The 25,641-nt window shown below is 68.6% G+C and carries 13 protein-coding genes and 3 pseudogenes; 6 read left to right on the plus strand and 10 right to left on the minus strand.

Annotation, left to right across the window (positions count from 1 at the left end; translation table 11 throughout):
• Positions 1 to 131 precede the first annotated feature (131 nt).
• Positions 132 to 1,727, plus strand: coding sequence for an ISL3 family transposase (locus tag OIE69_RS42390; RefSeq protein WP_326580811.1), 1,596 nt, complete (start codon positions 132 to 134; stop codon positions 1,725 to 1,727).
• Between the two features lie 76 nt (positions 1,728 to 1,803).
• Here OIE69_RS42390 and OIE69_RS42395 read toward each other — a convergent pair whose 3' ends face one another.
• Positions 1,804 to 2,277, minus strand: coding sequence for a hypothetical protein (locus OIE69_RS42395; RefSeq protein ID WP_326580812.1), 474 nt, complete (start codon positions 2,275 to 2,277; stop codon positions 1,804 to 1,806).
• A 1,078-nt stretch (positions 2,278 to 3,355) separates the two neighbouring features.
• On the opposite strand from OIE69_RS42395, the gene mobF reads away from it, so the two are divergent.
• Together mobF and OIE69_RS42405 are read left to right on the plus strand one after the other, a co-directional pair.
• Positions 3,356 to 8,425: a MobF family relaxase gene (mobF, locus tag OIE69_RS42400; protein WP_326580813.1), complete on the plus strand. Its 5,070-nt coding sequence runs from the start codon at positions 3,356 to 3,358 to the stop codon at positions 8,423 to 8,425.
• A gap of 420 nt (positions 8,426 to 8,845) precedes the next feature.
• A pseudogene (locus OIE69_RS42405) lies at positions 8,846 to 9,166 on the plus strand (DM13 domain-containing protein); the annotation flags it as partial.
• 226 nt (positions 9,167 to 9,392) lie between these two features.
• Here the strand turns inward: OIE69_RS42405 and OIE69_RS42410 are convergent.
• Positions 9,393 to 9,599, minus strand: coding sequence for a hypothetical protein (locus OIE69_RS42410; protein ID WP_326580814.1), 207 nt, complete (start codon positions 9,597 to 9,599; stop codon positions 9,393 to 9,395).
• Between the two features lie 1,236 nt (positions 9,600 to 10,835).
• Positions 10,836 to 11,612: a hypothetical protein gene (locus OIE69_RS42415; protein WP_326580815.1), complete on the minus strand. Its 777-nt coding sequence runs from the start codon at positions 11,610 to 11,612 to the stop codon at positions 10,836 to 10,838.
• A 1,148-nt stretch (positions 11,613 to 12,760) separates the two neighbouring features.
• Here OIE69_RS42415 and OIE69_RS42420 point away from each other — a divergent pair.
• A pseudogene (locus OIE69_RS42420) lies at positions 12,761 to 12,958 on the plus strand (serine hydrolase); the annotation flags it as partial.
• Between the two features lie 83 nt (positions 12,959 to 13,041).
• Here OIE69_RS42420 and OIE69_RS42425 read toward each other — a convergent pair.
• From OIE69_RS42425 to OIE69_RS42450, 6 genes and pseudogenes are all read right to left on the minus strand, one after another.
• The gene (locus OIE69_RS42425; protein ID WP_326580816.1) at positions 13,042 to 16,809 is read right to left on the minus strand and encodes a S8 family serine peptidase; all 3,768 of its coding nucleotides are present in this window, start codon (positions 16,807 to 16,809) and stop codon (positions 13,042 to 13,044) included.
• A 232-nt stretch (positions 16,810 to 17,041) separates the two neighbouring features.
• A pseudogene (locus OIE69_RS42430) lies at positions 17,042 to 17,212 on the minus strand (IS5/IS1182 family transposase); the annotation flags it as partial.
• 110 nt (positions 17,213 to 17,322) lie between these two features.
• Positions 17,323 to 19,104, minus strand: coding sequence for a reverse transcriptase domain-containing protein (locus OIE69_RS42435; RefSeq protein WP_326580817.1), 1,782 nt, complete (start codon positions 19,102 to 19,104; stop codon positions 17,323 to 17,325).
• 461 nt (positions 19,105 to 19,565) lie between these two features.
• Positions 19,566 to 20,318: an IS5/IS1182 family transposase gene (locus tag OIE69_RS42440; protein ID WP_392567639.1), complete on the minus strand. Its 753-nt coding sequence runs from the start codon at positions 20,316 to 20,318 to the stop codon at positions 19,566 to 19,568.
• A gap of 146 nt (positions 20,319 to 20,464) precedes the next feature.
• Complete coding sequence (locus OIE69_RS42445; RefSeq protein ID WP_392567640.1) at positions 20,465 to 21,820, minus strand: NF041680 family putative transposase; 1,356 nt, start codon at positions 21,818 to 21,820, stop codon at positions 20,465 to 20,467.
• A 261-nt stretch (positions 21,821 to 22,081) separates the two neighbouring features.
• On the minus strand, positions 22,082 to 22,648 hold the full coding sequence (locus OIE69_RS42450; RefSeq protein WP_326580819.1) for a peroxiredoxin: 567 nt from the start codon (positions 22,646 to 22,648) through the stop codon (positions 22,082 to 22,084).
• A 392-nt stretch (positions 22,649 to 23,040) separates the two neighbouring features.
• On the opposite strand from OIE69_RS42450, the gene OIE69_RS42455 reads away from it, so the two are divergent.
• The gene (locus OIE69_RS42455; protein WP_326580820.1) at positions 23,041 to 23,721 is read left to right on the plus strand and encodes a nucleotidyltransferase family protein; all 681 of its coding nucleotides are present in this window, start codon (positions 23,041 to 23,043) and stop codon (positions 23,719 to 23,721) included.
• Positions 23,722 to 23,767: 46 nt separating this feature from the next.
• On the opposite strand, the gene OIE69_RS42460 is transcribed toward OIE69_RS42455, so the two are convergent.
• Positions 23,768 to 24,418 (minus strand): hypothetical protein, encoded by a 651-nt coding sequence (locus tag OIE69_RS42460; protein ID WP_326580821.1) that lies wholly within the window; start codon positions 24,416 to 24,418, stop codon positions 23,768 to 23,770.
• Between the two features lie 93 nt (positions 24,419 to 24,511).
• Here OIE69_RS42460 and OIE69_RS42465 point away from each other — a divergent pair, with 93 nt between their 5' ends.
• Positions 24,512 to 25,603 carry an aldo/keto reductase gene (locus OIE69_RS42465; protein ID WP_326580822.1) on the plus strand — a complete coding sequence of 364 codons (1,092 nt, stop codon included), beginning with the start codon at positions 24,512 to 24,514 and terminating at the stop codon, positions 25,601 to 25,603.
• The last annotated feature ends 38 nt before the right edge of the window (positions 25,604 to 25,641 follow it).

The following is a 25,641-nucleotide window of genomic DNA, read 5'->3' on the forward strand; positions in this document are numbered from 1 at the left end:
GTCCGTTCTCAGGCTCTGGTCCACTTCTTGTGGTTGCGTACGCAGGGTGACTGTTGATCTTCATGTGATGTGTGTTGAGTTCGCCCGAAAATCGCCCGGCTGGAATGCGGTGTGGTCGACAGTCCTTCTCCGTGAACGAAGTGCCGCCGCAGCTGGATGAATTGCTGTTCTCCTCGATCGACGGTGTGTCCGTGGAGTCGGTCGAGGTGACCGACACGGTCGTACGGATCGAGGCCCGTACGACTTCCAGTCGGGCGGCCTGCCCGGGATGCGGATGCTCGTCAGGCCGAATACACGGCTCCTACCTGCGGTTTCCCCGTGATCTACCAGCAGTGGGCAGGTTCGTCGTGGTGTCGTTACGGGTGCGTCGGTTCGTCTGCACGCAGGACTCCTGTCCGCGCAAGACCTTCGCCGAGCAGGTGTCCGGCCTGACGCGTCGGTTTGGCCGGCGGACCGAGCGGCTGAGGTCGACTCTGGTCTCGGTCGGTCTCGCGCTCGCGGGCCGGGCTGGTGCCCGGATGATGGATACCTTCGGGGCCCCGGTCAGTCGCAATACCCTGTTGAGGCTTGTCGCCTCGCTCCCGGACCCGCCCACCGCCGCGCCTCGCGTGGTCGGCGTGGACGAATACGCCCAGCGCAGGGGTGGGATCTACGGAACTGTGCTCGTCGACGTCGAGACACGTCGTCCGATCGACCTGCTGCCCGACCGGGACGCGGACACGCTCGCCGCCTGGCTCGCCGAGCGCCCTGGTATCGAGATCATCTGCCGCGACCGCGCCCCCTTCTTCGCCGAAGGCGCCACCCGCGGTGCCCCTCAGGCTCTCCAGGTCGCTGACCGGTGGCACCTTTGGCACAACCTTGGCGAGGCCGCGGAGAAGTGCGTCTACCGGCATCGCGGCTGCCTGCGCCCCGCCCCGGCACCGCCGGACGAACCACCAAAGGAAACGGATCCGACCACGTCATCGCCTTGGCCGACAGGGCACCGGTTCGCCGAACGCACCCGCGCCAAGCACGCCACCATCCACGCGCTTCTGGAAGCCGGACACAGCAAGCGGTCCGCCGCCCGGCAGCTCGGCATGAGCCTCAACACCGTCATGCGTTTCTCCCGAGCCACTACCCCAGAGGAGTTGTTCACCGGCCAGTGGCAAAGCCGTGCCACCCCGCTTGACGCCTACAAGCCCTACCTCGACCAGCGCTGGCAGGAGGGCTGCACCAACGCCTGGAAACTGTGGGAGGAGCTCTGCGAGCAGGGCTATCCACGCGGCTACAACAGCGTCCGCGACTACGTCAGCCGGGTACTGCGCGGCAAGCCCCAGCCGGTTGGGCCTCGGCCCCCATCCCCCCGTGCCGTCACACGTTGGATCCTCACGCACCCCGACGCCCTGACCGAAAATGACCGGCTCCAGCTCAAGGCCGCGCTGGCGAACTGCCCTGAGCTGACAACCCTCGTCGAGCACGTGCGCTCTTTCGCCCACATGGTCACCCACCTGCAAGGCGACTATCTCCCGCAGTGGATCGAATCGGCCAGAGCCACAACCGACCTGATCAGTCTCAGCCGGTTCGCCCACCACCTTGAACGCGACCTCGACGCCGTCACCGCCGGCCTCACACAACCCTGGAACTCGGGTGTCGTAGAGGGACACGTCAACCGCATCAAGATGCTCAAGCGCCAGATGTTCGGCCGCGCAGGGTTCGAACTCCTTCGCAAACGAGTCATATTGGCGTGACCAGGCGTCAGTCCATCACATAAAGCAAACAAAAGCCGCAGATCCACTACAAGGCCACGAAGTGCGAGTCGGCGCGTCACTGCTCATCGAGGGATGCCTGCCGGGCAAGGAAGTCCTCGAACGCCGCCCTCTGCTTCGGATCCATGAAGCCTTGGCGGACATTGCGGGCCTTCTCCTGGAGCCAGTGAGCCTCATGGGGGTCCAGTAGCTCGGCGACCACCACGCCTTTGCGAGCAACCGCCGTACGCCCTCCTACGCGACGACGAAAGAGCGTGAACGCGCCGAATTCCTTTGGATGGGCCAGTTCCGGCTCCTCTGCCACAGCCTGGTTCTCGTCTCCAGTTCCACTCGTCGGGTACGCGGCGGGGGCCCAGTGCTCCCAGAGCGCCAGCGTGGCCGCGGGCACCAGCACCGCGCGTTCCGACTCTTCACGCCCCTCCCACATGAACGTGACAGAGACGGGCTCGCCGACCGCCTCGGCCAACCCGAGCACCCTCTCCATCTCATCGTTGATCGGGTAACCCGCCACTACATCAATCTGTATGCCCATGGCGCCTGAGGCTATTGGCCACTTCTGACATGCCAAGCCCACAGCTCCTGCGGCTCGTCGACCACGGCCCACCACGTGTACCGTCCGAAACCGGTAATTTCACCGACTGAGCGCCTGCCCGAAGACCGCGACGGAGAGTTACCGCTCCACACAATTTGGGCCAGAGCCCGTTCTCATGACAAAGCCACCGCCATGCAGGACCTGCTGGCCCGGCTACGGGAACTGCGCGGGGACCAGCCGATCGGCCCAGGCTGACCAAGGACACCGACAGCACCTTCAACGGCGATCCCATCGAACCTTGAGCCGGCCCCGCCTCATCGCCTGCACCCATCTGCTCACCGGCCGCGGAGTCACGCCCGCTCCCAGCGGTCCAGGCCTGCGCCGCGGCCAGCACCCTGCTCACGGCGGCCCGGGTACAAGGCCGAACCGTCACCTTGCGAAGCGCACTGCCCCCACACAGCCAACACAGGCGCTCACTCACGCCCTGACCATTCGCCCGGCTGCGGGTAGGGCAGGGGTCGGGATCTGTGGGACGCAGCGCGGGGCCAGACATTCGTTCGCGCCGCCCTCTGAAGATCGCCTACTGGGGCCGGAGAGCTCGTTCAACTGGGGCCAGGCGGGAAGCCACGCGGACACCACCCGTGGCCGGGCACGTGCGCCCGCGCCCGCGCCCGCGCCCGCGCCTGCATCCTGTGGCGGGTGGCCTGGTGCTGCCCTGCGCTCCTTACGGAGGTGCTGCGGGCCCGCTCCGTGCTTTGAGCTGTCTGGCTCGCTGTGAGTGTGGGGTATGTGGTCGTGTCGGGCGTGGGGCGGGGGCGCTGGGTAGGTCGCTGTAAGGGTGGTTGCCGGCGGGGCTTGAGGCCGCGATGTGGACGTGCGGTGGGGTGGCGGGTGTGGGCTCCGGCTGGGTGTTGGTGGGTGTTGTTCGCACCTCTGGCACTTGCGGGGTCGGGGTGGCGTTGTGAGGGGTTGGTTCCGTCGGGTGGAACGCCAAGCGTGATTGTTGCCCGGGGTGGGGGAGGCCGGCTGGCTGTGCCGTAGCGGGTGCTGGTTGCTGTGGTGCCGTGGCCGGGTGGGAATGACATGCAAGGCCGTCACAGCTGCTGGATACGCCTACTACCGGCGCAACATCGCCCAGGGTGATGGGGCGCGCGGTGGCGGGGTCGCGGTGTCCTCGGCTATGCCCGGGGTGCCGGTGGGGCAGTGGCACGGGCGGGGCGCGGCGGTTTTGGGGCTTGCCGGTGAGGTGAGCGAGCCGCAGATGCGGGCGTTGTTCGGGCTGGGGATGCACCCGGACGCCGAGGCGATCGTGGCGCGTGAAACATGGGCGGGCGCGACGAAGAAGCAGGCGTGGGATGCGGCCAAACTCGGTCCTGCGATACCCAGCCTTGCGGAAGGTTCGCCGTTGGACCGGCAGATCGAGCAGGTGCTGCAGCAGGCGAGTGAGCAGCTGTGCCGGCCGCTGACGGCGGCCGAGGCCAGGAACCTGAAGATGCGAGTGGCCGCGCGCGCGTTTCGTGCCGCATACCGGCGGGCGCCGGGCGACGGAAAGGAACTCGCCCGGTTCCTGGCCTCCCACACCGGAAAGCAGCGCCAAGCCCGCACCGGGTACGACCTGACGTTTTCGTGTCAGGAGCTGTCGCTGCTGTTCGCGCTCGGAGACGAACGGGTGCGCCAAGTCGTGCTCGAGGTGCAGGGGCAGGCCCGGACGGAGACCATCGCGTGGATCGAGGACCACGCGCTGGCGGTGCGCACAGGGGCCGGCGGAAGCGCCCAGTTGAGGGCGAGGCCTGGGGTTGTGGCGGCGGTGTATCTGCACTACGAGTCGCGGGCCGGGGATCCGATGCTGCACGAGCATGCCGTGATCAGCCCCCGCGTTCAGGGCCCGGACGGGAAGTGGCAGAACCTGGATGCCCGCCTGCTGTACCGGGAGATCGTCTGCGCCTCGGAGTTGTTCAACCAGCGTGCCTTAGAGCTGCTGTGCGGGCGGTTGGGGTTGCGGACCGAGCCGGTGGAGGTGACGGCCGGGCAGCGTCCGGTGATGCAGGTCATGGGCATCGATCCGCGGCTGCGGCAGCTGTTTTCTCAGCGCGGCAGCGCGATCCGGGACCTGGCCGGCGATCTGCTGGAGGACTACCAGCGTCGGTACGGCCGTCAGCCCGGTCCGGCTGTGCGGTACGGGCTGCTGGAGCAGGCCCGGGTGTCCACGCGTGAGGCCAAGCCTGCCGCGCGGTCGCTGGATGCGCTGCTGGCCGGCTGGCGGCGGCGGGCGATCGCCGCCACGGACCAGGCGACGGTGGACGGCGTGCTGAGGGCGGCGCAAGCCGCCGCCCGGCAAGCGTCCGGCTCCCAGGCCACCGGCCGGGAAACCACCTCGGCCGGTGTCCGTCAGGAAGCCGCCGCGGGGATGATCGCCGGCCCTGGGGCAGCTGCCGGACGTACTGCCGGTGAAGCGGCTTCTGGTACGGGGTTAGGTCCGGGCGGTGGGCGGGTGGCGGAGGTGGATGTCGCCGGGGCGGCGGCCGAGGTGCTTGCCGAAGTCTCCGCGCGCCGTGCGGTGTTCCGTCACCGGCATGTGCTGGCCGAGGCCCGTCGCTACCTGGCCCGCACGCTGGCCGGGGCGACGGCCCCGCCCGATGCCGCCGACGCGATTGCCGATCGGGCCCTGGCCGACGCGGACTGCGAGGAGGTCAGCCCGCCCGACCTTCACCCGGCGCATCCGGAGCTGACCCGCGCCGACGGTGAGAGCGTCTACCGGTCGATCGGGTCCCGCGCCTACACCACGCGCTCGCTGCTGGCGGCCGAGGAGCGGCTGCTGGCCGCCACCAAGACGCGTGCGGCGGCGCCGGTCGGGCGGGAGGTGTTCGCCGGCGTGGCCGCGCGACACGGCGGGCGGCTGGATGCCGGACAACGTGAACTGGCCGCGTCGTTCGCTGTGTCGGACACGTTGCTGCTGGCCGGGCTGGGGCCGGCCGGGTCGGGGAAGACCACCGCGATGCGACTGCTCGCCGCGGCCGTGGACGCGGCCGGTGGCCGCCTGATCCCGCTCGCGCCCTCCGCCCGCGCCGCCGGGGTGCTCGGCACCGACCTTGACCGGCCCGCGCACACCCTGCACTCCTGGCTGCGAGGGCGCGAGCTGGCCGCTCAAGGCCGCCCGGTTAGGGAGGCTTTCGATCTGCGGCCAGGTGATGTGGTGCTGGTGGACGAGGCCGGCATGGCCGGAACCCGGCTGCTGGACAAGGTGGTCGCCGATGCCGCTGCGGCCGGGGCGCTGGTGCGGCTGCTGGGAGATCCCCGCCAGCTGGCCGCGGTCGAGTCCGGCGGCGCGCTGCGCATGATCACCGCGGGCGGGGGAGTGCTCGAACTGGACCGGCTGCACCGCTTCCGCACCGACGGGGAGGCCGGCGCGTCCCTGGTCTTGCGGGACAGCGACCACCTGGGGGAGGCATTCGCCTGGTACCGGGACCGCGGCCGTATCACCGCCGGCACACCGCACCGGATGCAGCAGGCCGCCTTCGCCGCGTGGGCCAAGGACACCGCGGCCGGGCGCAGCACGGTGATGACGGCCCCCGACACCGCCACTGTTTCGGCGCTAAACGCCCGGGCGCAGGCCTGGCACCTTGACCGTGGCACCGTCACGGCGGGCCGCTCCGCCCGGTTGCGCGGGGGGCTGCGCGCCCATGTCGGCGACGTTGTCGTCACCCGCCGCAACGACCGCCGCCGGACCGTGCGTGGAGGCCTCGACTTCGTCAAGAACGGCGACACCTGGACCGTCCAAGCCATCGAGCCCGACGGGTCTCTCCTCGTCCGTCACACCGGCCACCACGGACGGACCCGCCTGACCGCCGCCTATGTGGCCGCGCACTGCGAACTCGGCTACGCCTCCACCATCCACCGCGCCCAGGGCATGACCGTCGACACCTCCCACGCGCTTGCCACACCCGCCTCCACCCGCGAAGGCGTCTACGTCCAGCTCACCCGCGGCCGGCACACCAACCGCCTGTACTTGGCCTTGGATTACGACGGTCAGGACGTCGCGCAGGTACTGGAGACGATCGCGGCCCGGCGCCGCAGGCAGGTGTCGGCGACCGAAGCCACCGCCGAATTGCAGCGTCAGGCCATCGACCCGGCCACGCTGGCTGCACAGTACGCGGACGCTGCCGCGGCGGCCATTACCGACCGCCTGACCGGCCTCCTGGAGCGCGCCCTCGGCCCGGGCCAGGCGGCCACGGTGCTGGCCGCGGACACCTTCCCCACTGTGGCCCGCGCGCTCCTGAAGGCCGAACACGCCGGAGCCGACCTGCCCGGCCTCCTCGCGCGGGCCACCACGCCCGCCGGGGAGGCCACTGTCGGCCCGGATCCCGCGCCGGGCCCGGGCTTCATGCCCAACCCGCATTCCACCTACGGCACCGAGTCCGTGCACGGCCCGAGTCTCACTGACGGTCAGGATCCGGCCGCGGCCCTTATCCGGCGCCTGCAGCGCCTGACTCGCGTCGATCAGGGCGCGGCCTCCGGTAGGCGGGTGCTGGCAGCACTGCCGTCGCACCGACTCCACACCCTCATGGCCCGGGCCGCGAGCCTGGGTGCGGCCGCCCACAGCGAACTGCAGGCCGCCGACGCCGCCGCCAGCGCGCTGCCGGTCCCGGTCACCCGAACCGGCCGCACCCACCCGGCCTGGCCGCACCGCCCCTATGGCCCGCTCACCCGCACCGAACTCGACACCCACCTGGCCACCGTCCGCACCGCATGCCGTGACGCCGAACGCACCGGCACCCCTATGTCGCCTGCCGCTGCGAACACCGTGGCCGCGCTCACCGCCGAGGACGCCCTGCGCCGCGCCCTACCCTGGCGGGACGCGGCGCGCGAGGACTGGCAACGCGACCGCACCCCGCGCCTGTCACAGTCCTTCCTGGCCGCGATACGCCGCCACCACAGCGCCCGCGTCTTCGACACCGACCAGCGGCTGCGTCACGCCCGCACCGTCCTTGCCGGGGCCGATGCGCTCACCGACGCCGTCAACGCCGAACTGCGCCGCCGCTCGGGGACGCCGGGCCGGCGCGCGCAACGGCCCCCGCACCCGTCCGGCATACCGGACTGGGTAGCCGACCGCACCGCCCAGGACCACCCCGCGACTCCCGCCCACTGGCGCCACCACCTCGCCGTACGCCACCGCATCCTCGACTGGGCCCTGGCCCAACGCGGCCGCACCCTCGCCGCCTCGCCCCCGGCCTGGGCCCGACCGCTGGGCCCGCCCCTGCCCGCCGACTCCCCTGAACGCCGCACCGCCTGGGAGCTGACCTGCGCCCTGACCGAACTGTGGCGCACCCGCCAGGCCATCACCACGGCGCCCGGCCTCGGCCCACGCCCGGACAACCCCGTTGATGCCGCGGCCTGGGACGCCATGACCGCCCGCATCCGCGACCTGACCCCCGGCCGACGTCCTACCCGCGCCCAAGGCCCCGGCGAACTGGCCCCGGCGCTACTGCCCACACCTCCCGGCCGTCCCAGCAGACCACCCGCCACCCCCGCCCCCATCCCGCTGCCCCCACCGCCAATACCGCCCATGAAGCTGCCTGCGCCACCCAAGGTCGAGGGCCCGACCGTGCCACCCCCACCACCCACACCGCCCCTGACCCCGCCACCGGGCCCCGCACCCATCCCGCCTGCACAGCCCACGCTCGTGCCCCCTGTCCCCGGCCGCCGTCCCGCGCCGACCCTCAGCGACGTTGCTCACCTCACCCAGGCCGCTGCGTTGGGTCGCCGTGCCCTCACCGCCGCTCTCACCGGCGGGCCAGCCCCCGAGGCCTGGATCGCAGGCATCACCCTCCCTGGTCAGGACAGCGCCGCCGACGAGCACACCTACACCCGTTTGGTCATCGCCATCGCGGACTACCGCAGGCGCCACGACGACGCCGGCCTGGACATCCTCGGCCGCCGCCCCACCGATGACAGCGCCCGTGAATGGGAGGAACTGACCAACGCCCTCAACCGCTACACCCACACCCGAGTCCAAGCCCGCCTGAACGCCCTGCGCCGCCGCAAAGCCGGCTCCCTGCCGCTACAGCCCGCACCCGCGCCCCGGCCGCCGGGCCCACCACCCTGGGCGCAGGGACCTGACACGCGTCCGGCCCCCGGACCGCGTTCATGACCCGTGCGGCGACCGGCAGTTGTCCCTACTCGTGACTGCCGAAGCTGGCGTGTGAGGCTGGGGTCGGGCTGAATGGGTGAGGGTTGTGGTGTCAAAGTGCGGTTTCCTACTTCCTGTGATGGTCGCCGTGATGACGTGCCGCGGCTGCGGAACCGTGCGCCACGGCTTGTTGTCAGCCTGGTGAAGGGGTACCGGCTGAGCGTGGTGCGGGTGCCGGATTGCGTCGAGCGGGACGTTCTCCAAATCCCGCGTTGCAGGGCTTGGGACGTTGCTGCAGCACCGGCGTCTTGCCCCTCGTTTGGTTGATGCACTGCTGAGGTGAACACGCCCAAACCTGAGCGTTGCGCGAGGGCACAAGGTCTACCGAAACTGGAAGCCAGCCCGCGCCAGCGGCGCGCCCACGGCTGGTGTGGACACATTCACGAGCACGCGACTACCGGCAGCGTGAAAATCGTCCGGCTCCCGGATGGCTCCCGGGTGCTGCGCCCGGAAGACCTGGACACCAGCAACGGCCCTGACCTGAAAGTCTGGATCACGGACGCGACGGTGAAGCCAGGCAAGGACGGCTGGGACGTTTTCGACGACGGCGCCTACCTCAGTCTCGGCAAGCTCAAGGGCAACAAGGGCAGCCACAACTACCCGCTGCCCGCCAACGCAGATCTCGGGAAGTACACCAGCGTGAGTATCTGGTGCGATCGGTTCAACGTCTCCTTCGGCGCTGCCGAACTGGCCCGCGCCTGACATGAAGTCAGCGGCCGCACGCAGACTTTTCGATGAGTTGGCCGACCGTGTCACGGCGGCTGCGAACACCGCAGGCGGCACTTCCCCGACCGAGCGTGGGCATGGGAACGGTGATCTGACCGTGTGCTCATTCGTCCGGGACCGCGTGTGCGGTGATCGGTCCGGTGCGCACGATGCGGGCCAGTGTGAAGCGGTACTCCGCCATGACGTGCTCACCCGCTCTTGATCACCCCCTCGGGATGTCACCCTGCGTCGTCTGCTGGCCCAAGTCATTGCCCGACGGGGCACGGTGGCCGGCCCGGCAGACCCGCGGCACCATCCCGTTCACTATTGCATGCACGATCCCGTGCACCATCGCGTGCACCCCGGCCCCGGCCAGCGGCATCACCTGCGGCAACGCCTGCGCCATTACCTGCGGCATCACCTGCGCCATTACCTGCGGCATCACCTGCGGGTCTGCCGTGACTCACCGGCATGTCGCTGCAGCTCGCACCTGGTGGTGAGTGGGGCCTGCGGCGCTGACTTCCCCTGGAACCGCCCCTTGAACGCCAGAACAGCAGGATGGAGAGGTGGGAAGAGGCGGGCGGGTTCGGCTGGGAACGCTTCCCCGCCGCTGGGTGGTCCGGCGGCTGGTACGTCCCCGCTGCGCGGCCGGCGCCCACCCCGGCCTGGCACGAGGCGGCGCGCCCAGGCTGGGCGCGCGGGGAGGGCAGGTGCCCGGATGCTGCTGAGCCCTGCGGGGCTTCCTTCGCCCGCAGCACGTTTGGGGCGGCCTGCCCAACGGTGCGCCGGAACGAGCCCGTTCCGGCGCACCGTGGTCGTGACGGCGGCTGTGGAGGCGCTTGCACTATCCCTTGCACTATCCCTTGCGGGTCCACGTGGCGGCGGCGCGCGTTGTGGCTGGTCAGGGCCCTGTTTTCCGGTGCGGGTGGGTCGGACTTCTCCCTCTGGAGGGGGCTGACGGGCCTGGGTGCTGTCTCTGCACGGGTGTGCCTGGGTCTTGGGCCGTTGCGGGGCCTGGCCGGACAGTCGCTGGCCTGGCGCTGTGCCGGGGAGCGAGAGTGCCGCCGAGGGGCGGGGCCGCACGCTGGGGACCGCCTTGGGGGTTGCGGCAGGCGATGCGAGAGCCGTTGCGGCGGGCGTTGCGGCAGGGGTTGCGGCGGGTGTTGCGTACCCTCCGGCGGCCGAGCGGCATTCGCCCTGGTCACAGGCGGTATTGCGGGTGCTTGCCGGTCTGACTTCTCCTGCAGAGGGGGGTGTTGATGTGGTGCGGCTGTCCCTGCGCGGGGTGTGCCCGCCTCTCCGGCCGTCGTGGGGGCGGCCTGGGGAGCTGCTGCGCTGGGCTGGTTGGTGGGATGGCGGCCCGCAGAGGGCGGGCCGTAGGGGTGGCTGTGCGGTCGTGTGCCGCCTCATGACAGCAGCGGGGCGGGGAGGTGCCGTCACGTGTCAGTGAGTCGCTCACGGCGGCACATGGCGCGAGGTGACTGTCAGGGGGTGTTACTGAGCAAGTGAACGTTGCTGTCGTGGGCGCGAGAGATCGCGACGGAAGGGCCCCGTGTCGGGGTCAGGGGCCGGGGTGTTCGCTCGTCGGGCAGGCTTCTACCCATGGCCAGCGGTGGGCGCGAGGAGCAGGTGGTGGGCTGGCTTGGTGCCGGCTCGGCCTGCCTGCCTATCCGAAGAGCTGGAGGCGGGTTTTGACGCCGTCGGCTTCGAAGTCGTAGATGTTGTGGTTGATGCGGAGGCCGTCGACGGCGCCGATCCACATGTTGTCGCGGCCCTTGCCGACGGCGACGGTGAGGATGGTCGGCGGTGCGATGCCGCCGGTGAAGGAGGCCTTCAGCTGGGTGAACGTGCACGGGGTGGCCTGGGTGCAGGAGGTCTCGTTGCCGGTGAGGAACCAGGTGCCGGTCGTGGTGGCGTCGATGTACGGGCTCCAGCGGTCCACCACGGGGGAGGCGGGCGGGGTCCACACCATGGTGGAGTAGTTGTCGCCGGCGGTCATGTTCGGATCGATCTCGAACCTGATGTTCGGCATGTTGGTCGGGCCGCCGTAGCCGACGTTCTCACTGGTCTGGAAGACGTGGAAGCCGACCTTGGTCAGGCCGAGCACCGGGTTGCCGTAGAAGTCGCGTTCGTTGCCGAAGTCGACCTTCTCGCTGGGGGGAGTCAGCGTGGTGGAGTTGTTCGCGACTTCGATGCCCAGGCTGCCGGTGCCGTAGGGCGGCCGGGCGGCGGATGCCGGTACGCCGAAGGAGCCGACCGGTCCGTTCCTCAGGATGGCGACGGGGGAGCCGATCGTGTTACGGGTGATCACACCCCAGTTGTCTGCGAAGAGATCTCTTTCGTCCGCGAGGGCAGCCGTCGATCCTGGGACTGTCGACGCCGCTATCGCGGCCAGGGCTATGACCGCGAGCGCGCCTCGGCGCACGCCAAATCGAGCGTTCACTGACGTTCCTTTCATGGGTGGAGGCCAGTCACGGGCCTCTGGGATATGCCAGATGCACAGCACTCAGGTAGACACGCAGGGTCACCACATATGACACGCGGTGATGGCGCCTGCTGGGAACGGGGGCCGGTCAGGGCAGTGCGGCCGCCGTGATGGGCAGCATCGCCCAAGACCTTGCGAAGCGTTCCGTACGTCTGGAGGACCGCTACTGCGGGCCCCCGTGCAGATACCCCGTGCGCTGCGGCCGCGTACGTCACCGGGGTCGTGGCGGTTATGCGGCAGGGCCGGTTCCGCCGTCGGCACCTGCTTGCTGAAGCCCGCCGCCACCTCGCCCACACCCTCCGTAGCAAGTCCCGCGCCCCGGGCTTGGACCACCGCATCGTGCAGGAAGCCCTCACTGTCCACTGCCGGGAACTCACCGCCCCCGACACTCCTGCCGACCGGGAAGTAGCAGCAACTCACCGCCTCTACCGCACCCGCATCCCACTGCCGCGAGAACTCACCGTCCTCGAGGAACAGGCGCCGTCGGAATTCACCGATCGGGACGGGATCCCGCGTCCGCCGCTGCGCTACGGCCACGGCGTACGGGCTGGCACTGGTTGCGCAGCGCCTGTACCGGCCGCTTCGGTGTTGCTGCGGCAGGCTCCGGGAGGAGAGGCGCATCGCGGTGGTCGTCGTCGGTCCTGACGACCTCTTGTCCGCACTGCCGATCGTCCGCGGCGAGGCGGCACCCTCTTGACGAGTCCGTCCCGGACTGCGCAAGTCCTTGACCGTGAGGGGCTGTGGACGCTTTCTCCCTGGTGTCTGGCTGCGGGCTCGGGGTGCATACCCTGGACTGCAGCCCGCTGCCACCCTGTCAGCGCATTTTCGCACCGCCAGGGGAATGCCCCACAGCTGGTCTCGTTCGCCTCTGGGGTTCGAAGCCACGCGGGACCGTGAGCAGCGACGACGCCCTGCTGCGCGCTGGTATTAGCGGTCTTGCATAACTGCAACGCACTGGCAGTGGGTCGGCTCTATGTAGAGTCCTGACTCCCGACGGGAGCAGCCCTTCTACCACGAGGATTGCGAGCTGCTCCGCCTGCTCGTCTGCGGTCGCGTCGGGGACGGCCGGCGCGAGACGGTTGAGAGCCAGAGCCGTCCCCGCGGTGGTCCACGTCAAGAACGGCTGGCTGTCCCGCGCCACCCACGGCTGGCGGGTGCACAGCCTGGGCGGCGCCTTCACCGGCGGCGGCCACGACTACAGCGTCGCCGTGCTCACCCACGACAACAAGACGATGGCCTCCGGCATCTCCACGATCGAGGCGGTGGCCCGCGCGGTCCACAAGGACCTCAGCCTCGCGGGGTGACAGCCGTGCGGGCAGGGGCCCGCCGACGGCGGGGCCCCTGCCCGCACGGTGGCGGACAGGGGCCCACAGGTCGTACTGACGGCCTACTTGAGGCCGAAGGCGCGGATCACGGTCTGGCTGACCGTGTTGCCCTCGGCGTCCTTCGCGGTCGTGCGCAGGCTCGCGAAGCGGGCCTTGGACGGGGCGTTCAGCGACGCCGTCCAGGCCGCGCCCTTGTGGCGCGATGTGGTCCGGTGCCAGGTGGCGCCGTCGTCGTAGGAGACGTCCAGGGTCACCGTGCGGATCGTGCCGCCTTCGGTCACGCCCTTGAGGTGCGAGGGGGTGACGGACACCGCCGAGCGCCTGCCCGCCCGGCCGGACAGGTCGGTGGCCACCGCGTAGTCCAGCTGGATGAGCGGCAGGGGAGACAGGACGGTGTAGTCCGTGGTGCCGGAGGTGAACCCCCAGTCGGTGCGGGTGCGGGTCGAGTACGGCCGGCCCGGCAGGTTCCGGTTCCCCTCGACCACCAGGCGGTAGGGCAGCCGGTCGGTGGGCAGGTCCTCGACGGAGAAGATCCCGTCGTTGGCCGTCTCACCGAGCAGCTGGGTGCCCTGGTAGAGCGAGACCTTCGAGGTGTCGCCGTCGGCCCAGGCCACGCCCGCGTGGCCGCCGGAGTCACCCCAGGCGCTGATCGACGACGGGCTCATGACGTCGCCGACCCGGAACGGGGCCGTGTGGACCGCGTCGCTCAGGAGCCGCGGGTGCTGGACGGGTGAGAACCAGGTCTCCCGGTACGTGCCGCGCGCCTTGTACGAGCGCGGGGCGCCGCCCTGGCCGAGATCCGCCATGCCCGCGCCCGAGACCCAGCTGACACCGGGACCCGCCGTGACCCACGAGGTGAGCGTGCCCTGCGCCGCGACCGGGACAGACCGGCCGAGCATGGACCAGCCGCCGTCCACGGACAGGTCGTCGCGGCCTTCGACCGCCTCGCCCTGCTTGGTGTCGCGGAACGACTCGTCGATCCTGGCGAGGTCGCTCGGGCCGGGCCGGTAGGTCAGCGTCCGGGGGATCGCGCCGCTGTAGTGCCGGACCAGGTCGTACAGGTAGCGCGGGTGGGGGTGCGAGACGACCTTCAGCGTCGCCGTTCCGGCCCGGCCGAGCCGGGCGCGCAGGCGGACGCTGTCGTCGGTGCCGAGCGAGGCCACCGGCAGCGGGGCCGCGTCGGGCAGGTCGGCCCACGGGTCCAGCTTGCCGTAGCCGTCGTTCAGGATCAGCAGCAGCTTCGCGCCGGCCTTGGCGGCGGCGGCCGCCTGGTCGGGGGCGGACACCGTGTCGCTGCGGCGGACGACGGCCACCTGGTTGCGGACCTTGGCCTTGGCGAACTCTGCGGCGGAGCCGTCCCCGGCCCACAGCGCCCGGTACGTGCGGCTGCCCTCGGGCAGCACGGGCGACAGGCTCTGCACGGTGACGCCGTCATAGCTCTGGGAGCCCGACGCGAACGTCAGCGGAGGCTGGATCTGCCGCCAGCGGGTGGCGAAGGTGTAGGAGCCGTGCGTCACCTTGGACGTCGGGGCCGCCCAGAGACTGTCGTATCGCCAGTACTCCGGCATGTAGCTGTCCACGAAGGGGAACAGGTCGCCGTACGACCGGTACTGGTCGATCCGCATGTAGCTGTTGGCGGTCGGCTGCGGGGTGAACGCGGCGGCCTTGCGGAGGTCGGCGGCGTCGAAGCGGATCGAGCGGTCCTTGCTCAGGTCGATCTGCGGCGCGGAGAACACGCCGTAGCCGAGCGTGTGGGTGCCGTCGATGCCGGGGACGTCGGCGTACATCCAGGCCGCGTAGTTGCTGGGGACCAGGCTGAGGTCCAAGGTGCCCGAGGAGTCCAGGGTGTAGAGCTTGGGAACGGTGTCGTGGTCGACGTCCTTCAGCACGAGGGTGCCGGGCAGACCCGCGCCCTTGCGGTTCTTCGCGGTGACCGAGAGCTTGACGCGCTGACCCTCCTTGTTCACGCCGATCGGCGTACGGGCGCGGACCGCGCCGTCGGGGCCGGTGGCGGTGAGCTGACCGGTGTAGGCGGCGTCGTCGGCGGCCAGGTCGAGGTGGGTGACGACGCCGACGGTGGCGGTGCCGTGCGCGGGCACGGTCAGCCGGCTGTCGGAGAGGGTGAACAGCCCGTCGGGGATGCCTTCCGCGATCAGGCCCAGGTCCAAGGTGATGGGCTGGGCAGCGGTGTTGGTGTAGGTGACGTCCCTGCGGATCGTCTGGCCGGGCGTGTACGGGTAGTGGACCTGGGCGAAGGCGGCGCCGGAGGCGACCACGGTGGCCTTCACGGCCGTGGCGATGTCGAGCCGGCCGCTGCCGCCCTGGTAGGGGCTGTACCGCCGGGTGCTCGCCGTGGTGCTGACCAGCGCCTCCTTGAGCTGCTGTCCGCTCCAGTCCGGGTGCTTGGCCGCCAGCAGGGCGGCGGCGCCCGCGACGTGCGGCGTCGCCATGGAGGTGCCGCTCATCGTCTGGTACGCGCCCTCGCCCTCGGGGGCGTACTGGGAGCGGGCGGCGAGGATGTCGACGCCGGGGGCGGTCAGGTCGGGCTTGACGGCGTTGTCGCCGACGCGCGGGCCGCGGCTGGAGAACTCGGCCAGCTGGTCCACGCCCTTGCCCGGGCCGTTCACCGCGCCGACGGTGAGCGCGGCGTCCGCCGCGCCCGGCGCGCCGATGGAGTACGGCGCGGGGCCGGAGTTGCCGGCGGCGATCACGAACAGCGCCCCGGTCTCCGCGCTGAGCTTGTTCACGGCCTGGCTGAGCGGGTCGGTGCCGTCGGTGGGGGCGCCGCCCAGGCTCATGCTGACGATCTTCGCGTGCTGGTCGCGGGCCGCCCACTCCATGCCGGCCAGGATCCAGGAGTCCTGACCGCTGCCGTCGTTGTCCAGGACCTTGCCGATGTGCAGCGAGGCGCCCGGGGCGACACCCTTCTCCGTGCCGCCGGACGCGGCGCCGGTGCCCGCGACCGTGGAGGCGACGTGGGTACCGTGGCCGTTCCGGTCGGTGACGTCCTGGTCCGGTACGAAGCTCTGCGACGCGGCGATCCGGCCGGCGAAGTCCGGGTGCGCGGCGTCGATGCCGGTGTCCAGGACGGCGACGTCCACACCCTGCCCGGTGTCGCCGCCCTGCCAGACCTCTGGCGCGCCGATCTGCGCGGTGGTGTCGGCCAGCGTCGCCTTGGCTTTGCCGTCCAGCCACACCTTGGCGATGCCGCCCGTCAGCCGTCCGGAGGGCTGGGCCCCCGCCGCGCTCTTGGCGGTTGCGCCGGTGAGGGAGGACCAGAAGTCCCTCGCCCGCGCGTGCTCGGCGGATATCGCGGCGCCCTGGATGCTGCTGAGCGTCAGGGTCTTCCGCGCGCCGTCCGGGGTCTTCGCGCTGCGGGCACGGGCGGCGGCGTCGGTGTACGTGACGATCAGCGGGAGCCCGTCGCTGTGGGCGTCGTCGTAGCCGTCCTTGAGTAGTTCGCTGACGTTGAACAGTCGCTCGTCGAGCGCGCCCGACGCGATCCAGGGCAGCGCCTCGTCCGGGTACACGTAGGTGTCGGGGCCGACCGACATGACATGGGCGCCGCCCAGCCGGCCCTGCGGATCGGACACGGTCGCGGTGGTGCGGCCGTTACTGACGGTCACCTCGATCTTGTCGCCGGTGATCAGGGTGACGGTGCCCGCCGCGTCGGGGCGTGCGGCGCTGGGCGCGGCGAGCCCGGGGGACGCGGTGGCCGGCGTGGAAGAGGTGCGGGTCTCGGCCGAAGCGACCGGCCCGGTCGCCGTCAGCGCCACGAGGACGGAGACCGCGACGGTCAGCCCGCGTCTGGGGGACGGAGGTGTGCGCAAGGGAACCTCAAGAGGCTAGGCGTGCGAAAGATGTGCGTAGTCAGCCATCCTTTTGTCTTGCTGTAAAGAAGAGGCCATGTCCCTTGAGTGCCAATGTCCTCAACTGGACGGGAGCCGGTTCCTTCACGGCAATTCCAGCGCTTTGTTACGAACATATTGCCCCGGAGTGACGTGACGTCAATTCCTTTTCCAGTACGGAAAGTTGCCTGAGTAAGACCGACCGGCAAATGGATCACTTGAGGCATCGGGTGGTGGGGCGGCCGTCCCAGCGGTAGCGGCTCGCCGAGCGTCGAATGAGCATGCGGAGCGTGACGAGTGCGGCGGCGAGGTAGAGGTAAAAGTCCACGACCTCGCCACTCCTCTCCGTGCAGCGCCGCTGCTTGCCGTAGTCGTTCATCCACGAGGTTGGGTCGGCCGCGCGGCGAGGTGCCCGTCGTGGGGACGAGTCCTGTTCCGCGCGGCCTCCCGCCGAACCGGACATGACGGTTTCCCGGTCATCCGGCTCTCCAGTGACTACTGCGTGAGTGGTCTGGCTGGCCGTTCTGAGTGGATGCGGTCGTGGCAGGTGTCGCAGGCCACGACGGTTTTGCGTCGTCGGTGCAGCATGACGCGCGCCCAGTCAGAGGGCTGCCATCCGGCATGTGCGAGGTCGGCGAGGGCGCGGACGTGGTGCACTTGCACGTTGCCTTTGCTCCCGCAGATCTCGCAGGTATCCGCCAGGAGCCTCGCGATGAGTTCCTTTTGCGGAAAGTCCACCCGGATCGGCTCACGATCGGCGAGTTCCGCCGTCCGCTGCCGTTGGAGCGGGATCCCGCCGAACCGTGCCACCAGCGGTTCCCTGCTCTTCCGCTCGATTCGGGCCTCGAAACACACTCGGATCCCGTTGGGGGTGTCGATTCTGGCCTTGTGCTTGGCGGCCATCTTCGACACTGACGAGCGATGCTTGGCCGCGAGAGTCTTGAGCATGGACGTCTCCATCACCCATTGCAGCCGGTGCAGCCGAAAGACATCTCCGGCAAGCAGGTAGTACTGGACGACGCCCCGGTAGACGGTCCCGTAGGTCGCCACGATCGCGTGATCGGTGCTGTTGATCAGGGCTGTCTTCTTCGCGGGTTTTCCGCGGGCGAGATAGGGGGCGCACTTGACTTTGATCACGTCCCGTGGGACACGGAGTGCTATCTGGCCGTTGACCCGTCGGTAACGGCCTGTCTTCTTCGTGTCGTTGTGCTGGGTCGTGATCTCGTAGCCGAGAAACCTCGCTGCCCGGGTGCGGGCGTGAGTGATCAGCGTCTTTCCCTGGGACAGTTCCAGCTTGAGTTCGTCACGCAGGAACTGGGCCAGGCGTTGCTTGATCTGCTCGGCCTCGGCTTTCGGTCCGGTGAAACCGAGGAGATGGTCGTCCGCGTAGCGTATATAGCGCAGCCTGCGGTATGCCGGATCGCCTGGATCCGCGCTCGGCAGGCTGACCATCCGCTGACGCAGCGTGCGGGCTTGGGCCCGGTCGCCGCGCCGGCGGGCTTTCGCCAGCAGATTCTGCAACTCCAGATAGGCCGGGTTTCGGGCCCGGCGTTTTCCTCGGGTGTACTCCGGAATGAGAACTGTCTCGACGAACTCGTCCAGCTTGTGCAGGTAGATGTTGGACAGGACCGGGGAGGCCACTCCGCCTTGCGGCGCTCCGGAGAGCGTGGCACCCCATCTCCAGTCCTCCAGGTATCCGGCTGTCAGCATGTTGCGCACCAGCCGTAGAAACCGCTGGTCATGGATCTTTTCGCCGAGGATCGACAGCAGGACCTGATGGTCCAGGCTGCCGAAGCAGTCGGCGATGTCCCCCTCGATGAACCAGGACGTCCCGGTCCATGTGCGGTCCACCTCCCGCAACGCGGTATGGCAACCTCGGCGGGGACGGAACCCATGTGAGCGGTCGGAGAACGTCGGCTCGTAGTACGCCTCTAATAACAGGCGGACCACTTCACCGACGAGCTTGTCCGACCAGGTCGGCAGCCCCAGCGGGCGCGTTTTCCCGTTCTTCTTCGGGATGTGCACGCGCCGGACCGGCTTGAAGCGGTAGCGCTCGTGGCGCATTGCCTCGATGATCCGGTCGATCTTCCGCTGGGACATGCCGTCCACGGTTTCCGACGTGACCCCGGGCGTCATCGCGCCATGGTTGGCGTAGATACGTCCGTAGGCCAGCAGATACAACTGCGGATTGAACAGTTGCCGATACAGTTCATCGCACGGCAGACCGCGTCTGCCGCGTTCACGCAGGACACCCAGCACCGTTTTGGCGCTCTGCATTCCGCATACCTCCCGAGTCTCGGGTGTCCGAATCACCTGGCCCCCTTCGCCCAATGTGGACGGCTTTCCCGTCCTCCCTGGCCGGTCGTGACTCCGGCGACTACTACGGGGCCTCCGTCGCCATAGGACTCGCATCCCGTAGGCGATCCCACGTTCGTCCCTGTCTGTACGTTCTAGCGCGACACAGGCGTCCCACTCATCTCCTTGAATGTCCTCGCTGGACATCGCTCCGAACCCCGGCAGTTGCACCAGTTGTCACATTCGAAACCAATGCAGGGTCGGCGTCGGTTTCAGCTGTCTTTCCGACGGATGGGAACTTGCATCTTCTGGAGATTAGGATTCAAACAATCCAGCCTTCGCCATATCGCGCGGGCCGCCCGGCACACCGTCCCTGACAACTGGGCCCGGTCACCGGTTTTCTGACATGCTCTTGTCCCCTTCACCTTTCGGATCCAGGTAAGTCATTCGGCCCAGGAACCTCCTTCCGAGTTCCTCCCGGTTGAGCCGGGGATACAAACAGAGCGCCTCGTGGCGCACTGCGTGCGCTCCACCACCCAGCGCTTGCCGGCTTGGATCGGGGCTGGCACGCCCTTGCGGGCGATCTCGGCGGAGAATCCCAACTCGCCACGTGACTTTGTGCTGTCGTATCCGCGATCGAGGTTGACGTTGACGTTGACGGCTTCCGGCATCACGCCGACCTGTTCTTCGGCCGCTGCCAGCGTGGGGCCGAGCAGCGGAGAGTCGTGCCGGTTCGCGCCGTCGGACACGACCCCAAGCGGGACCCCGCACGCGTCGGAGGCGACCGAGCGCTTCAGCCCCTGCTTGCCCCGGTCGACGGGTGAGCGCCCCGCTCTCTGCCCGCCGCACCGCGCCTTGGTGATGCAGCCGTCGACCGAGATCTCATCGAGGCCGAGGCCGATCATGCGGTCGTACGCCTCCAGGACGATCCGGTGCAGCGCTTGCGCTATCCCCATGTGAGCCCACAGCTTGACACGCCGTCGTATCGTGCGGTCAGAGCATCCGGGCGAGGAGACACGCTCGTATCCGGAGCCGTGGACCAGTGCCTGGACGACATGGTCGAACACGACGCGGTCCGGTATGCGCCGCCGATGGCAGCCGAGCGGATGGCCGGGGTCAAACTCGGCTCGATCGGGCAGCAGGGCCCTGAACTGGTCCCAGGCAGGTTCAAACAGGCATGATGGCAGGGCGGGCACAGTCGTCCTTCGTGGTCACAGAGCGTAGAGAATTCCATGATCACTCGGGGCCTGTGCCCGTTCTGCTGCCACCCCTCATCGCGACCGTGCTCCGCCACCTACTGCCGGACGGTCTAAACTTGAATTTTAAGGTTTCCCCTCGGCCCTCAGGGTTGAGGGGTGTCCTTTTTGTGTCGCTGTTTGCCGACGGGGTGGCGGGGTGCGGGACTGGTGCTGCGGCCTGGTGGGCGTCCTGGGCCTGGGCGGGAGGCTTTCGGCGGTCTGGCGGGGGTGCCCAGGATCTGCCGGATCCGGGGATAGCTGCGGCGGACCCGACCGGGGGTGAGCTGTTCTTGTGTCAGAGGCTTCTCCCAGGGGCGGCGGAGGTCGCTGGCCAGGGCTCGAGCGAGGCGGAGCTGGGCGTATGCAGCGATGATCAGCCAGATCCAGCGGTCGGCTTGTTCGGGGTGGCGCAGGCGGGGTCGGGTCATGCCGAGTGTCTGCTTGAAGAACCTGAAGGTGTGCTCGATGTCGAATCTTCGCAGGAAGATCCGCCAGAGGCGGTCGACGTCGTGGGCGGTGGCATCGGGGACGGAGTGCCATAGCCACAGGGGCTTGGGGTCCCGGTGGCCGGGCAGGTACTCGACCGCGAGGTGGACCAGGGTGCCCTCGACGTTGGGCAGTTCACCGGGGTGGTCGGCCCAGCCGCCCTGCCGGCGTTCCAGTTTGGGATGCAGACGCCCCCAGCAGCGGGCGGTCACGCGGCCGAACCTGTCATGGCGGGTAGTGGATTCCTGGACCGGGTCCGGGTGTGTGGAGTCGGCGAGCCGGAACGCTTCACCGTGGCGGGGTTGGCGGCCTTTGGTGGGGCCCTTGCGGCGGCCGGGCGGGTGGTACATGACGCGGTCGGCGCGGATGCGCCCGAGCAGCCGTACCGGCTCGTGACGCAGAAGCCATGTCAGGCGCACAATGTCGTAGCCGGAGTCCAGCACGAACAGCACCTCGGGGTCGCCTTCGCGCCACTGCCCGGCCTCGCGCAGCCGGACGAGCAGATCTTGGATCTGGGCGGCGGTAACCGCGGTCGCATCGTCGCTGGGGCCGAGGCGGACCGCGTCCAGCGGGCCGGTCCATGACGTGCGGCCCCCGCCGAGCGCGGCGGCGACCTGGTAGGGCCAGCCCGGGATCGTCTGCCGGACCCCGTCGCACCGACACGGCCGGTGACAGTGCAACCGGTCCGGTGAGCACTCGGCGTCGGGCCGTGGCCAGGCAGTGACGTCCAGCGCGATCGAGATCTGCCGGTCCGCTCCACGGGGCAGCTCCAGGCCGGCCAATGCCATCCGTACGCGGGCCACCTCAATCCGGCCCGCGGCGAGCGCGTCATACATCGCCCCGTGCCCACGCCGATGCACCGACTGCAGCGACAACTCCGGCAGCGACACCACCGCAGAACCCGCGCACAGGACCGCGTCCACCAGCTCGAACAGCGCATCCGCACGGCGGGGCATCGCCGCGTACAACTCCATTCGAAAGGAGGACAGTTCGGCAAGCACCTGCCGATGCCCTGCTTCATGGACAACACTCGACACCGACGACCTCCACTGCCGTTGTGCGACTAGACATCACACAGCGTGAAGCGGAGGTCATCGCCATGTCAGGGAGATTCCCATGTGGGTGAACGACCCGAACATTGAACGATCACTGAAGGTTAAATCTCAAGCTAAGCCCGGCGCCAGTTCGGGTGCACGCAGTCGGCCAGACCGTCATGACCACTCGGTCGGCAACGCTTATGCAGGGCTGTCGCGCAGCCAAGCCAAGACCTGCTGCGCATGCTCGTGCGGGGAACGGACTGGATAGAACGCGTGTTCAATCCTGTCGTTGTGAATGACGAGGGTCAGCCGCTTGAATAGGGTCAGCCCATCGACTTCGAAAGTGGGCAGGTCAAGTGCTGCCGCCAAGCTCAGCGAGGGGTCGGAGAGCATCTCGAACGGCAGGCGGAGCCGCTCGACGACCTCGCGTTGGTATGCGGTGTCCTGACTGGACAGGCCGAAGACTCGTTGTGCGCCGGCCGCAAGAAGTTCCTGATGGTGGTCGCGGAAGTCGCATGCCTCTGCAGTGCAGCCGCGCGCCCCGGGGATGGAGTCCCAGCCCTGGGGGAGGTCGGTGTCCGGGCGGCCCGTGAGCGGGTAGATGTAGAGCACCGCGCGGCCGATGCCGAGTGCATTGATGTGGATTGCGGTGCCGTCGGTACCGGGCAGCTCCAGGTATGGCACCTTCCGGCCGGGAAGATGGTCGGCCGCGCCGTCGTCTTCAGGAACGGGCAGGTTCGCAGGCGGTTGGTACACGTCGCTCATAGGGCGTTCTCCGTCGTCGGGGGACCGGACGCTGCTGTAGGCCAAGCCTCGCACTCTAGCGAGACTGCTTCGGCTCCAGAAGCACGCGTGTCGGCAGTCACCAGAACGTGTGCTTCTCTCACCTTCGAGCGGGGGAGGCCTTTTGCCGCGTTCTGTTAGCCGACGTCGATCGCCTTCACGGACTGGAACCCGCGCACCGACCGACGCCCGCTGCTCCAATGACTCCGCGTACTGGGCGGAACATCCGACAACCCCCGCTGAGAGGCAGGCAGCGGCAGCGCGGCACGGGAACGTTGAACCCACCGGCCCTTGCAGCTTTCCTCGGCGGTCCGATCGAGGTGGAAGAACCGAGTCGGTAGCTGGCCGTGCCCCGATGTGGCAAGGTGTGGCGGGTGATCGTGTTGGACTACTCGGTCGTCCGCGACCATCCTCAGTACAGGGACCTGGACGGCGACGACCTGCGAGACCTGAGCAAAGCAAACCTAGACGAGCAGGCCCATGTGTTCGCCGCGACGGTGCTTCGCAGTCGGAGCAACAGGGCAGTTTTGGAGCGCCTTTCGGGCTTGGACATCCCACCGTGGCAGCTCACCGCTGGTTGCCTCTTCCAGACCGTTTGGAACGTTGCCTCCGGCTACGGAGACCTCTCCACAGGGATCCGTGACCACGACCTTTTCTTCTTTGAGTCCGGGGACCTGTCCTACGAGGCTGAAGACCGGGTGTTGCGGCGCTGTGTCCAAGCGTGTGAGGGTCTAGACGTCGAACTCGAACCTCGGAACGAGGCTCGCGTGCATCTCTGGTATGAAGCGAAATTCGGGAAGAAGATCCGCCCCTACCGCGACCTTGAGGATGCCATCCGCTCCTTTGCGGCGACGTGTTGCTGTGTCGGCCTACACCTTGACTCTGGAGGAAAGCTGACCGTCACCGCTCCTTTCGGTTTCGAGGACCTCTTCAACCTGGTACTGCGTCCGAACCCTGAAGGGGTTGCTCCCCGGGCTGTTTACGAGACCAAGACCGATCGATGGCGGCAAATCTGGCCCTCCCTCACCAAGCTGCCGTGGAACGAGAACGCCTGACACGGGAATCGTCGAAAATTGGGGACAGGCAGTCTACGCATGAGGGCTAGTCAACCGGCCTCGTGCGCACGGTTCTCGAGGGGCGGAAGTCGAGGCAAAAGCGGAAGTAGGGAACACACTTCCATCGCTCGTATTCGTCCAATGCCTCTGCCCTGTTCAGGAGATGCTTGACCCAGGTATAGGCAATTCGCTCCGTGAGGGACATCGCGGCAGCGATGTGCCTGTGCATGCGACACGCCTTCTCGAAGTCCGGTGGCGACAGGACGCTCAAGTCCACTTGTACGTTCTCGTACTCAGATGCAAGGGCCAACCGGGAGTTGGAGAATCGAGTGGCATGCTCCCCCAGCAGACGGAAGCCAGGGAGCAGCTTCGAGGTCAGTCCATCCCACTGCGCTCGCGCGCAGCTGATACCGAGATCGAGGTCGGAAGATCGAAGGTTGAGCCGTAACCCGAAGGAGCCGATGTCGACGGCCTCGAATCCGGTTCGGAGTCGGATGTCCCGGATCGCCGTCGACTGTGACTGGAGGAGCAGCGGATCCTGTTGGCGGATCTGTCGGTAGAAAGCCTCAGCCCGGAGTGCTTCGCTGGTCGGAAAAGAGGACAGATCGGCCCAGCCTTCGTCGAGAACGGCTGGAAGATCAAGCTGGGTTCCTGTCTCAGATGGCCTGTTGCTCTCCGCTGCACCCCATGACGTCACATCTGCAGGGTAGTTGACCAGCTCGATAGGGTACAGGCTGCAGCATCGCGCGCACCGATGGGGTTCGCGGCTGCCTGCTAGAAATGGGGAATAATGGACAATTCGGCTCTCGCTCCGCGGAAGTTGCTCGATGCACTTACTGCGCATCCCTTAGGCGTGGGCTGCTGGGCGATTGGGGGCCCCGCTCACAATCTCGGACTGCCCATGGGCTGGTCCACCGCCGACGACAGTCGGTCACTGGACGGTCTGCACATGGCTTTCCAGCACGGAGCCAATCTCTTCGACACCGCAGACGTCTACGGGCTCGGGCACTCGGAGCGCCTGCTCGGCAGATTCTTGAAGGATGTACCCCGTGCGGATGTCTTTCTGACCAGCAAGGTCGGGTACATGCGGGGCACTGCGGAGAACGCATACGCTGCGCCGCACCTGCGCCATCAATTCGAGCAGACGCTGGAGAACCTGGGTACGGACTACCTGGATGTTTATTTCCTGCACAACTTCGACTTCGGGGGCGACGACCGGTACCTCGACCAGGCCGTGGAGCAATTGAACGCCCTGAAGCAGGACGGCCTGATTCGAGCGGTGGGCATGCGGGGGCCGCATCGATTGGCCACGGAGCGGTTGGCAATACCGAAGGATCGGCGGGGCGACAAGCGGATACGGTTCGCGGAGGTGTTCCGGCGTGTCCGCCCCGACGTGCTGTGCACACGGTACAACGCCCTCAGCCCTGAGACGATGGTGGGCGACGAGGACCTCTTCACGTTTACGGCCCGTCAGGGAGTCGCCCTTCTGCTCAACAAACCACTGGCGCAGGGCCTGCTCACCGGCAAGTACGACCCAAACACACCCCCGGAGTTCGGGCCCGGTGACATTCGGCTGCGCAAGAGGTGGTTTACCGCTAGCTCCCTCGACGTGATCCAACGGGGGTTGCGACCCTTGCGCGACCGCTTCGGAGACGACTCTGACGCGCTCACCCGGGTCGCGTTGCGGTACTGCCTTCAGCGCGCTGAGCACGCTGTCGTCCTGTGCGGCTTCACGGGTCCGGAGCAGGTTGAGCGGAATTACACCTGCCTCGGGGCTCCGCTGAGCGAGGAGGAGTTTGAGTTCGCCCGTGGCGTGTACGCACGCCTGCGGGCTGATCTTGATCGCGTTGGGGAGGTCTTCCTCGACGAGGTCGGGGCGTGAGCGTCGTCCCTCATATCGGCCACGGTCTGTAGCCAGGG

It is taken from the genome of Actinacidiphila glaucinigra, from assembly GCF_035918135.1.
GTDB lineage: Bacteria > Actinomycetota > Actinomycetes > Streptomycetales > Streptomycetaceae > Actinacidiphila > Actinacidiphila glaucinigra.

Excerpts from the sequence above, each read along its gene's own strand:
- OIE69_RS42450 (WP_326580819.1), bottom strand. The coding sequence starts at position 22,648 with ATGAGCGACGTGTACCAACCGCCTGCGAACCTGCCCGTTCCTGAAGAC.
- OIE69_RS42465 (WP_326580822.1), top strand. The coding sequence starts at position 24,512 with ATGGACAATTCGGCTCTCGCTCCGCGGAAGTTGCTCGATGCACTTACT.
- OIE69_RS42395 (WP_326580812.1), bottom strand. The coding sequence starts at position 2,277 with ATGGGCATACAGATTGATGTAGTGGCGGGTTACCCGATCAACGATGAG.
- OIE69_RS42435 (WP_326580817.1), bottom strand. The coding sequence starts at position 19,104 with ATGCAGAGCGCCAAAACGGTGCTGGGTGTCCTGCGTGAACGCGGCAGA.
- OIE69_RS42445 (WP_392567640.1), bottom strand. The coding sequence starts at position 21,820 with ATGGAGTTGTACGCGGCGATGCCCCGCCGTGCGGATGCGCTGTTCGAG.
- OIE69_RS42410 (WP_326580814.1), bottom strand. The coding sequence starts at position 9,599 with ATGGCGCAGGTGATGCCGCAGGTAATGGCGCAGGCGTTGCCGCAGGTG.
- mobF (WP_326580813.1), top strand. The coding sequence starts at position 3,356 with ATGACATGCAAGGCCGTCACAGCTGCTGGATACGCCTACTACCGGCGC.